Source organism: Paracoccus pantotrophus, assembly GCF_008824185.1.
GTDB classification, from domain to species: Bacteria; Pseudomonadota; Alphaproteobacteria; order Rhodobacterales; family Rhodobacteraceae; genus Paracoccus; species Paracoccus pantotrophus.
The window spans coordinates 914,163-927,028 of record NZ_CP044423.1 but is presented as its reverse complement, the minus strand read 5'-3'; the positions used below and the strand labels follow the sequence as shown (position 1 = coordinate 927,028).

The following is a 12,866-nucleotide window of genomic DNA, read 5'->3' as shown; positions in this document are numbered from 1 at the left end:
GGTTTTGGCAAATCCTTTATGACGATAACGTGATCACCCGGCCCGCTCCGCGCAGGACGCGGCATTCCCGGCCGCGGCCGCCTGTCTCTGCCGGTGCAGGGCGCGGCGCAGGGTCTCGGGCAGGCCCAGTTCCGGCCAGGCCGCCTGGGCGGCGCGCAGATGCGCCTCGGCCCGCGCGGCATCCTGCGCATCGGCGGCGCGCAGGGCGGCCGAAAGATGCAGCAGCGGCTGGTCCGGCGCCAGCGCCAGCGCCGCATCCAGCCAGCGCCAGCCGGCCTTGCGATTGCCGGCGGCGAAACAGGCATCGGCCAGCCGCTTGCGGGTCAGCATCTGTCCCGGCCGCGCCGCATCCAGCCAGTGCAGCAAGGCGAAGGCCCGGTTCAGCCGGCCATGCAGCCGCAGGACCGAGGCGCAGAACCCCAGCCAGGCCGCATCCCCGTCGGCCGGTTCCGGCCGTTCGCCCCTGGCCAGCGCCGCCTCGATTGGCGCCAGCGCCTCGGCACAGGGGCCCAGCTTGCGCCACAGGTCGGGCCAGACCAGCAATTCGCGCTGTGGCCCCGGATCGCGGATGAACTCCGACCAGTCGATCCGCAGCAGCCACAGCGGCAGGATCCGGCCCTTGCCGCGTTCCGGGTCGGGCTGGGCATAGGTCGCCAGCAATTCGGGGGCAAAGCCAAGCGCCCGGCGCGCCGCCCCGCCGTTATGCATCAGCCGATGCGCCACCGCCGGCATGATCGGTCCCTCGGCCGAGCGCCCGGCAAAGATCATGCCCACCAAGGCCGCGTCCGGTCCGGGCCCGGCGCCGTCCGCATTGCCGCCCTGCCCGCCCGTCACCAGCAGCACCTGCCGGCATTGCGGCTTGTCGCGATTGCGCATCAGTGGCGCCTCCAGCCCCTGCCGGGCCAGGCGCCGCGCCTTCTGCCGAAGGCCGGCCGACCAGGCAGCAATCGCAAGCTCGCGGTAGAGAAAGGGAAAACGCTCCAGCAAGGCCCGGTTTCCGGCCAGCGCCTCGACCAGGTCTTCTGCCCGCCCGCAGCGCCTGGCATGACCGGCGGCATAGCTCACGCTTTGCGCCAGATCGCCGGGGGCAAAGAAACTCTCCGGCCGCGACAGCACGCGTTCCAGCAGCGCCGCATGGGCGGCGTTGCCCAGATCCTCGGGCAGCGCCTCCGGCAGGGCCACCACCCGGCATTGCCCCACCATCGCCGCGGCGCGCGAAAAGGCGCTGTAGCTGGGCGCGCCCACCTGTTCGCAGCCGGCCATCAGCAGCAGTTCCAGCAGGTCGCGCTCGGCCGGGGTCAGCGCGCCGGGGTCCAGAAGCTCATGGGCCGGCAGGATGCGGGGATCGCCCTGGCGCAGATGCTCGACCGCCGCGGGCGTGTCGGAAAAGGCGATCACCGGCCCATCCACCGCGGCGACGAAGGCGCGAAAGAACTCGTCGGGCACATATTTCGACGCCCAGGAGGAATAGGACCAGGGATCGCCGTCCAGGATGTCGCCGCGCCGGACATGGATGGCCAGCGGCCGGCCGCCGCCGGCGCGGGCCAGGATGCGTCGCGCCCCTGCCAGCGCCCGCGCCAGCCGCGGCGACAGCACCAGTTCCTCGGCCGCGGCGCGCAGGCCGGCCGCCGCCTCGGCCTCGGATTCGTCCATGAAGCGGATGATCTCGGACATGCTGTCGCATTCATAGCGCCGCCCCTCGGCCAGTGTGCGGGCGAAACCGGCACCGTTCATGCCCGGCGCCGCGGCGGGCAGGTTGCGTAGTTCCGACCGCTCGGGCGCGCGCGCGACGATGTCGATATGCGCAGCGACGAAGGCGGGGTCCAGGAAATCGCGCGGATCGACCAGTTCGGGATAGGGCCCGTCGGGCTGCGACAGCCACAGATAGCGCCCCGCCACGCCGAACTTGCGTGCGATCCGCATCACATTGAGCAGGCAGATCAGCCGCGCGCCGATCCGATCCTGCCGGAAACCGATGATGGCATGGTGCCTTGTCATGCGAAACCGCCCTCCCCCTCCCCTTGCGGCTTGCAACCGCCCGCCCTCCTGCCTATCAGGACGTGCCGCCATACAACAGCACGGAAACCCCGATATGGACATCGCCGCCCGCCGCAAGGCCGATCCCGCTCACTGGCGCCTCGCCACCGCGATCCGCGCCCTTTCCATGGACGCCGTCGAAGCCGCGAACTCGGGCCATCCCGGCATGCCGATGGGCATGGCCGACGTCGCCACGGTCCTGTTCCGCAACCACCTGAAATTCGACGCGGCCGCGCCGAACTGGTTCGACCGCGACCGCTTCGTTCTGTCGGCGGGCCACGGCTCGATGCTGATCTATTCGCTGCTCTACCTGACCGGCTACGAGCAGATGTCGATCGACCAGATCCGCAATTTCCGGCAATGGGGCTCGATCACCGCCGGCCATCCGGAATTCGGCCATGCCGAGGGCGTCGAGACGACGACCGGCCCGCTGGGCCAGGGCATCGCCACCGCCGTCGGCTTCGCCATCGCCGAAGAGGCGATGCGCGCCCAGTTCGGCGAGGCGCTGTGCAGCCACAAGACCTGGGTCATCGCCGGCGACGGCTGCCTGATGGAGGGCATCAGCCAAGAGGCCGTCGGCCTGGCCGGCCACCAGAAGCTGAAGAACCTGATCGTCCTTTGGGACAATAACGACATCACCATCGACGGCCGGGTGTCGCTGTCGGATTCGACGGACCAACTGAAACGCTTCGAAGCCTCGGGCTGGCGCACGCTTTCCTGCGACGGCCACGACCCCGCCGATATCGAGCGCGCGCTGGCCGATGCCGCCAGCGGCAAGGACGACCGCCCGGTGCTGGTCGCCTGCAGGACCATCATCGGCTTCGGCGCGCCCAACAAGCAGGACAGTTCGGGCGTGCATGGCTCGGCGCTCGGCGCGGCCGAGATCGCCGCCGCGCGCGAGGCGCTCGGCTGGGAGGCGCCCGCCTTCACCGTGCCCGAGGACATCCTGGCCGACTGGCGCGCCATCGGCGCCCGCGGCCGGGCCGAGCGCGAGGCCTGGGCGGCCCGCGTCGATGCGGCCGAGAACCGCGACGAGTTCGCCCGCCGCATCTCGGGCGGCGTCAGCGACCGGCTGGCGCCCACCATCGCGGCGCTCAAGGAACAGGCGCTGGCCAGCAAGCCCAAGGTCGCGACCCGCAAGGCCAGCGAGATGGTGCTGGAGGTGGTGAACCCCGAACTGCCCGAGACGCTGGGCGGCTCGGCCGACCTGACCGGCTCGAACAACACCAAGACCAAGGATCTGGGCGTCTTCACGCCGGAAAACCGCCAGGGCCGTTACATCCACTACGGCATCCGCGAACATGGCATGGCGGCGGCGATGAACGGCATCTGGCTGCATGGCGGCCTGCGCCCCTATGGCGGCACCTTCATGTGCTTCACCGATTACGCGCGCGGCGCCATGCGGCTTTCGGCGCTGATGGGCCTGCCGGTGACCTATGTCATGACCCATGACAGCATCGGCCTGGGCGAGGACGGCCCGACCCACCAGCCGGTCGAGCATCTGGCGATCTGCCGCGCCACGCCCAACACGCTGACCCTGCGCCCCTGCGACCTGATCGAGACCGCCGAGGCGTGGGAAATCGCGCTGTCGAGCGAATCGACGCCGACGGTCATGGCGCTGTCGCGCCAGAACCTGCCGCTGCTGCGCGAGGATGCGGGCGCCGAGAACCTCTCGGCCAGGGGCGCCTATGTTCTGCGCGAGGCCTCGGCCGCGCCCAGGGTGATCCTGATGGCCTCGGGCTCCGAGGTCGAGATCGCGGTGACCGCCCGCGAGACGCTCGAGGCCGAAGGCGTGCCGACCCGCGTCGTCTCGGTGCCGTCGATGGAACTCTTCCGCGACCAGGAGGCCGAATACCGCCGGCAGATCCTGCCCGCCGGCACGGTGCGCGTCGCCATCGAGGCCGCCGTGCGCCAGCCCTGGGACTGGCTGCTGCTGGGCGAGCGCGGCCGCGAAGAAGCCTCCGGCTTCATCGGCATGACCGGCTTCGGCGCCTCGGCCCCGGCACCCACGCTTTACAAGGAGTTCGGCATCACCGCCGAGGCGACCGTCGCCGAGGCCCGCCGCCTGCTCGGCTAAGCACTTCCGGGCCGCGCCCGCTCCGGCGCGGCCCCCTCCCATCCCGCCGGCTTCTTCGTTCCCCAAATACCCATGCCCCGGCGCTCCGGGAAAGCCGCCGCGGCTGCCTTTCACCCTTCCCCAAAAACTCATGCGACGGTGCAGGCAGGCACCCGCTTCGCCCCCATGGACCCCGCCGCCGCCCACGGGCATAAGCGGAAACAAGAGGGACATGCCATGACACCGCCCGAACCCAGCCCCGGCGCCCTGCCGCCGATCCTCGCCCCCGCCGGCGATCCGGGCCGCGCCACGCAATTGCACGGCATCCTGCTCTTGCTGCTGGCGATCTTCCTGTTCACGCTGATGGATGCCACCGGCAAGCATCTCTCGACGCTCTACCACCCGGTGCAGGTGGTCTGGGTGCGCTTCGTCACCAACCTGGCCATCGTCGCGGTCATCTTCGCGCCGCGGCTGCGCCATGCCCTCGCCACCCGGCGCCCGGTGGTGCAGTTCTTCCGCGGCGTGACGCAATTCGGCTCGGGCCTGCTGTTCTTCAGCGCGCTGCAATTCATCGGCCTGGCCGAGGCGACCGCGATCATGGACCTCAACCCGGTGCTGATCACGCTGGGCGCGGCCGTCTTTTTGGGCGAATCCATCGGCATCCGCCGCATCCTCGGCATCCTCGCCGCCTTCTGCGGCGCCATGCTCATCATCCGCCCCGGCGCCGGCGTCTTCCATCCCGCCGCTCTGCTGGCGCTCGCCGCGGCCTTTACCTATGCCGCCGGCGCCATCCTGACCCGCGTGGCGAGAAGCGATTCCACCGCGACCTCGATCCTGTGGTCGGCGCTGGTCGGCACGGTCCTCTCCTCGCTTGCCGTGCCCTTCGTCTGGCGGCCGGTCGGCGATCTCTGGGCCTTCCTGCTGCTCGGCGGGCTCGGCACAGCGGCGCAGGCGCTGCTGATCCGTGCATTCTCGCTGGCCGAGGCGGCGGCCATCGCCCCCTTCGGCTATACCGGGCTGGTCTGGGCCGGGCTCTGGGGTTGGCTCATCTGGGGCACCCTGCCGGACCGCTGGACCCTCATCGGCGCGTTGATCATCGTGGCTGCGGGCCTATATGTCTGGATGCGCGAGGCTCGCGCGATGAACCGGGCCGCCGGAACGGGGCCGCAATGACCGAGACCGACACCGAGACCCAGGAACCCGCCCCGCTGCGCGACCGCATCGCCAATGGCGCCTTCCTGGCTGTCATGGGGCTGGCGCGTATCCTGCCCTATCGGCGGCGGGTGCCGGCGATGGGCTGGTTCTTCGCCCATCTGCTCGGACCCCTGGCCGGCTGGCGCCAGCGCATCCGCACCAATCTGGCCATGGCGCGCCCGGACCTGCCCGCGGCCGAGATCCGCCGCCTGACCCGCGCGGTGCCCGAGAATGCCGGCCGCTCACTGGCCGAGATCTATTCCGGGGCCGAGTTCACCGACCGCATCCATGCCGCGGACCCGCTGACCGGCCCGGGCCTGCCGGCGCTGGAACAGGCGGCGCAGGCGGGTCGGCCGGTGATCCTGGCCGTGGCGCATTTCGGCAATTACGACGCGATGCGCGCCGCGCTCGCGGGGCGCGGCTGGCCGGTCGGCGCGCTCTACCGGCCGATGAACAACGAGGCGTTCAACCGCCATTACATCCCCGCCATGCGCGCCATCGCCGAACCGATGTTCCCGCGCGGCCGCGCCGGGCTTGCGGCCATGCTGCGCTTTCTCAAGGGCGGCGGCTGGCTGTCCCTGGGCTTCGACCAGTTCGACGACCACGGCGCCGAACTGCGCTTCTTCGGCCTGCCGACCAGGACGGTGCTGACCCCGGCGGAACTGGCGCTGCGCTATGACGCGCTGATCCTGCCCATCGCCGGGGTGCGCCAGCCCGACGGGCTGAGCTTTCGCGTCGAGGTCGGCGCGCCCATCCCCCACAGCGACGCCCCGACCATGATGCAGGCGCTGAACGACGATCTGGAGCGGCTGGTCCGCGACCATATGGAGCAGTGGTTCTGGGTGCATCGGCGCTGGAAACGCAGGGGCTAGGCGGCGAATCCCTTTCCCTCGGGTTGTCCGACGGTCTATAAGGACGCCCAAATCCGCCGCGCAGTCAGAACGCGGGCCCCGACAACGACATCCAGAGGACGGCATGAGCGACGAATCCAAAAACGCTGGTCAAGACAAGCGCCACCACGAGGGCGATGTCGCCTTCATTCAGGCCCTGGCCGAACTGCTCGATCGCAACGAATTGACCGAACTGACCGTCAAGCGCGAATATGACGAAAACGACCGGCTGACCGTCAGCCTGTCCAAGCACCAGAAACAGGCCGCGCCGGCCGCCTTTGCCGCCCCCGCGGCGATGGCCCCTGCCGCCGCGCCCGCCCCGGCCCCGGCTGCAGCCCCCGCCAGCGAGGATCCGGCCAGCCTGCCCGGCGTCGTGACCTCGCCCATGGTCGGCACCGCCTATCTGGCGCCCGAGCCCGGCGCGACGCCCTTCGTCGCCATCGGCCAGCAGGTCAAGGAAGGCGAGACGCTGATGATCGTCGAGGCGATGAAGACGATGAACCATATCCCCTCGCCCCGCTCGGGCACGGTCAAGCGCATCCTTGTCGACGACGGCAGCCCGGTCGAGTTCGGCGCCCCCCTGATGGTCGTCGAGTGAGGCGCGGATGTTCGACAAGATCCTGATCGCCAACCGCGGCGAGATCGCGCTGCGCGTGATCCGCGCCTGCCGCGAAATGGGCGTCGCCTCGGTCGCCGTGCATTCCACCGCCGATGCCGATGCGATGCATGTGCGCATGGCCGACGAATCCGTCTGCATCGGCCCGCCGCCCTCGACCGACAGCTACCTGTCGCAGCCTGCCATCATCTCGGCCTGCGAGATCACCGGCGCGCAGGCGGTGCATCCCGGCTATGGCTTCCTGTCGGAAAACGCCGCCTTCGTGCAGATGGTCGAGGATCACGGCATCACCTTCATCGGCCCCTCGGCCGAGCATATCCGCATCATGGGCGACAAGATCACCGCCAAGGAGACGGCGAAGTCGCTGGGCATCCCGGTGGTGCCCGGTTCGGACGGCGGCGTGGCGGACGTGGCCGCGGCCAAGCGGGTGGCGGCGCAGATCGGCTATCCGGTCATCATCAAGGCCACCGCCGGCGGTGGCGGGCGCGGCATGAAGGTCGCCCAGGACGAGGCCGCGCTGGAGACCGCCTTCCGCACCGCCCGTGCCGAGGCCAAGGCGGCCTTCGGCAATGACGAGGTCTATATCGAGAAATACCTGCAACGGCCGCGCCATATCGAGGTGCAGGTCTTTGGCGACGGCCGCGGCCGCGCCGTTCACCTGGGCGAGCGCGACTGTTCGCTGCAACGCCGCCACCAGAAGGTGTTCGAGGAAGCGCCCGGCCCGGTCATCACCGCCGAGCAGCGCGCCCGCATCGGCGGCATCTGCGCCAATGCCATGGCCAAGATCGGCTATCGCGGCGCCGGCACCATCGAGTTTCTGTTCGAGGAGGGCGAGTTCTATTTCATCGAGATGAACACCCGCCTGCAGGTCGAGCATCCGGTGACCGAGGCGATCTTCGGCGTCGATCTGGTGCGCCAGCAGATCCTAGTCGCCGCCGGCGAGGAGATGGAGTTCCGCCAGGAAGACCTGCAGATCCGCGGCCATGCCATCGAGGTGCGGATCAATGCCGAAAAGCTGCCGAACTTCACCCCCTCGCCCGGCACCATCTCGCAATATCACGCGCCGGGGGGGCTGGGCGTACGGATGGATTCGGCGATCTATGACGGCTACCGCATCCCGCCCTATTACGACAGCCTGATCGGCAAGCTGATCGTGCATGGCCGCGACCGCCCCGAGGCGCTGGCGCGGCTGAACCGCGCCCTGGGCGAGCTGATCGTGGACGGGATCGACACCACCGTGCCGCTGTTCCGGGCGCTGATCGAAAATCCCGACATCCAGCGCGGCGATTACTCGATCCACTGGCTGGAACGCTGGCTGGCCGAGATGGCCGTCAGCGCCTGAACCATGCGGCAAGCGGCGCGACCGGCGGCCCCTGCATGAGCGGTGGGGGCCTGACAGCCGAACGGATGCTGGCCGCCTATGCCCAGGGGGTGTTTCCGATGGCGCAGTCCGCCTCGGACCCCCAGCTTTACTGGTTCGAGCCGGGGCTGCGCGGCATCCTGCCGGTGGGCGGGGTGCATGTCTCGCGCTCGATGCGGCGCGTGCTGCGCCATTGCGGCTGGCATGCGACCCTGGACCGCGATTTCACCGGTGTGGTCCAGGGCTGCGCCGATCGCGCGGAAACCTGGATCAACGCGCCGCTCATGGCGCTTTACCGCGATCTGTTCCGCATGGGCCACGCGCATTCGCTGGAGGTCCGGGCCGGCAACGAGCTGATCGGCGGCATGTTCGGTCTGACGCTGGGCGGGGCGTTCTTTGCCGAAAGCATGTTCTCGCGCCGCAGCAATGCCTCCAAGGCGGCGCTGATCTGGATGTCATCGCACCTGGCGCGCTGCGGCTTCGTGCTGTGGGACACCCAATATCCGAACCCGCATCTCGCCTCGATGGGCGGCCAGGCCATTCCCCGCGCGGAATACCGCCGCCGGCTTGCCGCCGCGCTCGGGGTTCGCGCCGATTTTGCCGGCTGTGCCCTGCCCGGCGCTCAGGCCCTGTTGCAGGAAATCACCCAGACGTCATAGCGCGGATCGTCCAGCGCCGAAAGCGCCGGGGACGAGGCGATCATCCAGCCCGCAAACAGCCGCGCATTGGCCTGGCTGTCGGTGATCGTTAGCTCGGCATAGGCATCCGAGGTCGGGTCCGCTGCCGGATAGCGGCATTCCGCCAGGCTGAGCTGAAGCCGGCCGAAGGCGACCGACTCGCCCACGGCCAGGGTGAAATCCTGGGTCCGGCCGGTGATCTTGTCGAGCCCGCGCAGCTGCGCGCCGGTGCCGCGCGCCGTCTCGGGGCCGCGCGCGGCTTCGGCGGCGCGCTGGCGCTCGGCCGCCGAGGGCTCGACGGGGACCACCGCATCGGGATCGTCGCTGAAGGCCGGGTCGATCATCAGCTGCTGGTCCTCGGCCGGCTCCTCCTCCTGGGCGAGGACGGGGCTGGCGGCCAGCAGCAGGCACAGGCAGGCGCGGGTCAGAAGGTCGGTCATGGGCTGTCGTCCGTGCTTTGCGCATCCACGAATTTCATCATCAGCGAGATCAGGCTGACCGCGCCCTGCACATCCTCGATCTCGTCGCCGGGTGCCAGGTTGTCGGGCGCGCCGCCCGGCTGCAATTCGATATAGGCGCCGCCCAGCAGCCCGTCCGACTGGATCAGCGCCGCGCTGTCGCTGGGCAGGCGGATGCTGTCGGGCAGGCGCAGACGCGCCTCGGCGAAATAGGTCTGCGGGTTCAGCTGGACCGCCGACACCCGCCCCACCCGGACGCCGGCGACGCGGACATCGGTGCCGACCTCGATGCCGTCGACGTTCGGAAAGGCCGCGCGCAGCTCATAGCCGCCGGCCAGCTGCGCGCCCAGCCTGCCGCCGGCGGTGGACCAGGCCAGGAACCCGGCCGCCACGGCCAGAACCGCCGCACCAACCCAGAGCTCGGCCCGTTCGGCGGCGGTGTTCATGCGCCTACTCGGGCTGCCAGGCGTCGTAGTCGCGCCGCTCGACCGGCTGCGCGCGATAGAGCGAGCCCGCCGGGTGATAGGCGGCAGGCGTGCCGGTCAGGTTTGGCTCATGCGGCTTTTCCCAGGGCTTGTGCGGCAGAGGGGCCGCGGTCGGCGGCTCCTTGTAGGTGTGATGCAGCCAGCCGTGCCATTCGGGCGAGATGCGGCTTGCCTCGGATTCGCCGTTATAGATCACCCAGCGCCGCTTGCCGCCGCCGGACTGGTAATAGACATTGCCCTGATCGTCCTCGCCGACCTTTTCGCCGTAAAGCTTGGTCCAGACCTGGGTGTTCAAGGTCTGGCTGTTCCACCAGGTCAGAAAGCGCAGCAGAAACGACATGGGTGCGAACCTCATCAATCGGGTGTGGTGGAGATATGGCGCAAGTTGCGGCGAAGGTCCAGAGAGGCTTGGTCCCCGACGCCCCCGACAGGGCAAATCGACGCAGCCGGTGGCGCCGTCCGACCGCCCATCGAGGCGCTTGGCATGGGCAGGGACGCGAGCGCCCCGAGCCATCTGCGAAGGATCCGCCCGCCGCTTTCTGCCGGTGCCAAACCGGATGGCCGGTCCGGGCATCTGGTGGCGCGGGTCGAGGATGAATCCGCCCGGCGATGAACTGCAGATCCCGAAGAGATGCATCTGCATGGCGTGTGGCCGTTCCTTGTCTTGAGATGGCAGCCGAGGCTGCGGGCCGCAATGGATCTGCCGCGATGCGTCCGCGGCAGATCGTGAAGGAGGATCGGCGCGGCAGTCGCGGACCGGCGCCGGGCCGGGAGCCCGGTGAAGCCCGAGCCGGGCAAGCCGATCCCAGCACGGCCGGGAACCGCGCGCCGGCAAGCCGGTCGCGGCCCGTTGGCCCGGGACGTGTTCCGCGTGGCTGGACGCGCGCGGATGGAACCGGCGAAAAAGGCGGCACCCAAGGCCCGCCTGCACCATGCCGCGCGCGCCGTCGCGGCGCGGAACCGACCGGCGCCGGTGCGGCCGGCCGAGCCTGCAGGCGATGCGGGCCTAGCCCGCCGTCGCGGTTTCCTTTTTCGAATCGGTGTGGATCAGCAGGGGCTTGGCCGCGGGATTATCCACCGCCTCCTCGTTGACCACCACTTCCTCGACGCTGTTCATGCCGGGCAGGTCGAACATGGTGTCCAGCAGGATGTCCTCCATGATCGAACGCAAGCCGCGCGCGCCGGTCTTGCGCTTGATGGCGCGGCGGGCGATGGCGGTCAGCGCATCCTCGGTGAAGGTCAGCTTCACGCCCTCCAGGTCGAAGAGCCGCTGATACTGCTTGACCAGCGCGTTCTTGGGCTGGGTCAGGATGGTGATCAGCGCCGCCTCGTCCAGGTCGCCCAGCGTGGCGATGACCGGCAGGCGGCCGACGAATTCCGGGATCAGGCCGAATTTCAGCAGATCCTCGGGCTCGAGCTGCTTGAACAGCTCGCCCACGCCCTTGTCGTCGTCTTCCTTGACATTGGCGCCGAAGCCCATCGCCGTGCCCTTGTTGCGCTGCGCGATGATCCGGTCCAGCCCGGCAAAGGCGCCGCCGCAGATGAACAGGATATTGGTCGTGTCCACCTGCAGGAATTCCTGCTGCGGATGCTTGCGCCCGCCCTGCGGCGGCACCGAGGCGACCGTGCCCTCCATGATCTTCAGAAGCGCCTGCTGCACGCCCTCGCCCGAGACGTCGCGGGTGATCGAGGGGTTGTCGGACTTGCGGGTGATCTTGTCGACCTCGTCGATATAGACGATGCCGCGCTGCGCCCGCTCGACATTGTATTCGCTGGCCTGCAGCAGCTTCAGGATGATGTTTTCCACATCCTCGCCGACATAGCCGGCCTCGGTCAGCGTGGTGGCGTCGGCCATGGTGAAGGGCACGTCCAGGATGCGCGCCAGGGTCTGCGCCAGCAGCGTCTTGCCGCAGCCGGTCGGGCCGATCAGCAGGATGTTCGACTTGGCCAGCTCGATATCGGTCTTGGAGCTGTGGTTCAGCCGCTTGTAGTGGTTGTGGACGGCCACCGACAGCACGCGCTTGGCATGTTCCTGGCCGATCACGTAATCGTCCAGCACGTTGCAGATCTCGCGCGGGGTGGGCACGCCGTCGCCGGATTTCAGCGCCGAGGACTTGGTCTCCTCGCGGATGATGTCCATGCAGAGTTCGACGCATTCATCGCAGATGAACACGGTGGGACCGGCAATCAGCTTGCGCACCTCATGCTGGCTCTTGCCGCAGAAGCTGCAATAGAGCGTGTTCTTGCTGTCGCCGCCGGTCGGATTGGCCATCAGTTCATCCTCGTATAACACCGGAAGCCCGGCAAAAGCGCCGGACGACCGCCTGTTTCGGACGTGGCCAGGCCACGCCATGCGTTGCCCATCATGTTACGAGCCCCCCCGGCCCGTCACAATCCCCAAAACGTCCGCCCCGGCCCCAAAACGCCGGCCTCCGGCTGCTTCCCGCAGCCGTGATCACTGGCCCGGCTCGGCCTTGCCGCGCGCCGTCAGGATCTCGTCGATCAGGCCCCATTCCTTCGCTTCCTCGGGCGACATGAAGCGGTCGCGTTCCAGCGCCTCCTCGACCTCCTGCAGGGTGCGGCCGGTATGCTTGACATAGATCTCGTTCAGGCGCCGCTTGAGCTTTTCGGTCTCGCGCGCATGGATCAGGATATCGGTCGCCTGGCCCTGGAAGCCGCCCGAGGGCTGGTGGACCATGATGCGGCTGTTCGGAAGCGAGAAGCGATACCCCGGCTGGCCGGCGCAGAGCAGCAGCGAGCCCATCGAGGCCGCCTGCCCCACCACCAGCGTCGAGACGCGCGGCTTGATGTATTGCATCGTGTCATAGATCGACAGGCCCGCCGTCACCAGCCCGCCGGGGCTGTTGATATACATGCTGATGTCCTTGGTCGGGTTTTCCGCCTCGAGGAACAAGAGCTGCGCCGAGATCAGCGTCGCCATGCCGTCATGCACCGGGCCGGACAGGAAGATGATCCTTTCCTTCAGCAGGCGCGAGAAGATGTCATAGGCACGTTCGCCCCGGCTGGTCTGTTCGACGACCATGGGGACGAGCGTGTTCATGTAGAATTCTGCCGGATCGTGCATGTCTGTCC

The 12,866-nt window shown here is 69.0% G+C and carries 12 protein-coding genes; 6 read left to right on the top strand and 6 right to left on the bottom strand.

All coding sequences use genetic code 11. The features are described 5' to 3' along the window. Positions 1-33: 33 nt before the first annotated feature. A complete protein-coding gene (locus ESD82_RS04470) occupies positions 34-1,998 on the bottom strand; it encodes a hypothetical protein (protein WP_147428900.1) in 1,965 nt (654 codons plus the stop codon). A 94-nt stretch (positions 1,999-2,092) separates the two neighbouring features. Here ESD82_RS04470 and tkt point away from each other — a divergent pair, with 94 nt between their 5' ends. The 6 genes from tkt to aat all read left to right on the top strand — a co-directional run bounded on the left by tkt (position 2,093) and on the right by aat (position 8,812). Further along, positions 2,093-4,114, top strand: a complete 2,022-nt coding sequence (gene tkt, locus ESD82_RS04465; RefSeq protein WP_147428901.1) for a transketolase — start codon at positions 2,093-2,095, stop codon at positions 4,112-4,114. Between the two features lie 216 nt (positions 4,115-4,330). After that, on the top strand, positions 4,331-5,266 hold the full coding sequence (locus ESD82_RS04460) for a DMT family transporter (RefSeq protein WP_147428902.1): 936 nt from the start codon (positions 4,331-4,333) through the stop codon (positions 5,264-5,266). Then, positions 5,263-6,159, top strand: a complete 897-nt coding sequence (locus tag ESD82_RS04455; RefSeq protein ID WP_024844728.1) for a lysophospholipid acyltransferase family protein — start codon at positions 5,263-5,265, stop codon at positions 6,157-6,159. The genes ESD82_RS04460 and ESD82_RS04455 overlap by 4 nt, the downstream gene beginning before the upstream one ends. Before the next feature lie 103 nt (positions 6,160-6,262). Beyond that, entirely contained in the window at positions 6,263-6,775 is a 513-nt protein-coding gene (gene accB, locus ESD82_RS04450; protein ID WP_147428903.1) for an acetyl-CoA carboxylase biotin carboxyl carrier protein, read from the top strand. A gap of 7 nt (positions 6,776-6,782) precedes the next feature. After that, positions 6,783-8,135, top strand: coding sequence for an acetyl-CoA carboxylase biotin carboxylase subunit (accC, locus tag ESD82_RS04445; RefSeq protein WP_028709938.1), 1,353 nt, complete (start codon positions 6,783-6,785; stop codon positions 8,133-8,135). Between the two features lie 35 nt (positions 8,136-8,170). Then, positions 8,171-8,812 carry a leucyl/phenylalanyl-tRNA--protein transferase gene (aat, locus tag ESD82_RS04440; protein ID WP_024844731.1) on the top strand — a complete coding sequence of 214 codons (642 nt, stop codon included), beginning with the start codon at positions 8,171-8,173 and terminating at the stop codon, positions 8,810-8,812. Here the strand turns inward: aat and ESD82_RS04435 are convergent. From ESD82_RS04435 to ESD82_RS04415, 5 genes are all read right to left on the bottom strand, one after another. Further along, positions 8,776-9,270 (bottom strand): DUF2155 domain-containing protein, encoded by a 495-nt coding sequence (locus ESD82_RS04435; RefSeq protein WP_024844732.1) that lies wholly within the window; start codon positions 9,268-9,270, stop codon positions 8,776-8,778. The genes aat and ESD82_RS04435 overlap by 37 nt on opposite strands. Beyond that, positions 9,267-9,734 carry an outer membrane lipid asymmetry maintenance protein MlaD gene (gene mlaD / locus ESD82_RS04430; RefSeq protein WP_024844733.1) on the bottom strand — a complete coding sequence of 156 codons (468 nt, stop codon included), beginning with the start codon at positions 9,732-9,734 and terminating at the stop codon, positions 9,267-9,269. The genes ESD82_RS04435 and mlaD overlap by 4 nt, the downstream gene beginning before the upstream one ends. A gap of 4 nt (positions 9,735-9,738) precedes the next feature. Next, on the bottom strand, positions 9,739-10,113 hold the full coding sequence (locus tag ESD82_RS04425; RefSeq protein ID WP_024844734.1) for an NADH:ubiquinone oxidoreductase subunit NDUFA12: 375 nt from the start codon (positions 10,111-10,113) through the stop codon (positions 9,739-9,741). Between the two features lie 666 nt (positions 10,114-10,779). Then, positions 10,780-12,045, bottom strand: coding sequence for an ATP-dependent Clp protease ATP-binding subunit ClpX (gene clpX, locus ESD82_RS04420; RefSeq protein ID WP_024844735.1), 1,266 nt, complete (start codon positions 12,043-12,045; stop codon positions 10,780-10,782). A gap of 183 nt (positions 12,046-12,228) precedes the next feature. Continuing rightward, positions 12,229-12,858: an ATP-dependent Clp protease proteolytic subunit gene (locus tag ESD82_RS04415; protein WP_147428904.1), complete on the bottom strand. Its 630-nt coding sequence runs from the start codon at positions 12,856-12,858 to the stop codon at positions 12,229-12,231. Between the last annotated feature and the right edge of the window lie 8 nt (positions 12,859-12,866).

Bases quoted from the DNA above. Each gene is read 5' to 3' on its own strand.
- ESD82_RS04455 (WP_024844728.1), top strand. From the start codon at position 5,263: ATGACCGAGACCGACACCGAGACCCAGGAACCCGCCCCGCTGCGCGAC.
- ESD82_RS04470 (WP_147428900.1), bottom strand. From the start codon at position 1,998: ATGACAAGGCACCATGCCATCATCGGTTTCCGGCAGGATCGGATCGGC.
- ESD82_RS04435 (WP_024844732.1), bottom strand. From the start codon at position 9,270: ATGACCGACCTTCTGACCCGCGCCTGCCTGTGCCTGCTGCTGGCCGCC.
- ESD82_RS04425 (WP_024844734.1), bottom strand. From the start codon at position 10,113: ATGTCGTTTCTGCTGCGCTTTCTGACCTGGTGGAACAGCCAGACCTTG.
- accC (WP_028709938.1), top strand. From the start codon at position 6,783: ATGTTCGACAAGATCCTGATCGCCAACCGCGGCGAGATCGCGCTGCGC.
- accB (WP_147428903.1), top strand. From the start codon at position 6,263: ATGAGCGACGAATCCAAAAACGCTGGTCAAGACAAGCGCCACCACGAG.
- tkt (WP_147428901.1), top strand. From the start codon at position 2,093: ATGGACATCGCCGCCCGCCGCAAGGCCGATCCCGCTCACTGGCGCCTC.
- aat (WP_024844731.1), top strand. From the start codon at position 8,171: ATGAGCGGTGGGGGCCTGACAGCCGAACGGATGCTGGCCGCCTATGCC.
- clpX (WP_024844735.1), bottom strand. From the start codon at position 12,045: ATGGCCAATCCGACCGGCGGCGACAGCAAGAACACGCTCTATTGCAGC.
- ESD82_RS04460 (WP_147428902.1), top strand. From the start codon at position 4,331: ATGACACCGCCCGAACCCAGCCCCGGCGCCCTGCCGCCGATCCTCGCC.
- mlaD (WP_024844733.1), bottom strand. From the start codon at position 9,734: ATGAACACCGCCGCCGAACGGGCCGAGCTCTGGGTTGGTGCGGCGGTT.
- ESD82_RS04415 (WP_147428904.1), bottom strand. From the start codon at position 12,858: ATGCACGATCCGGCAGAATTCTACATGAACACGCTCGTCCCCATGGTC.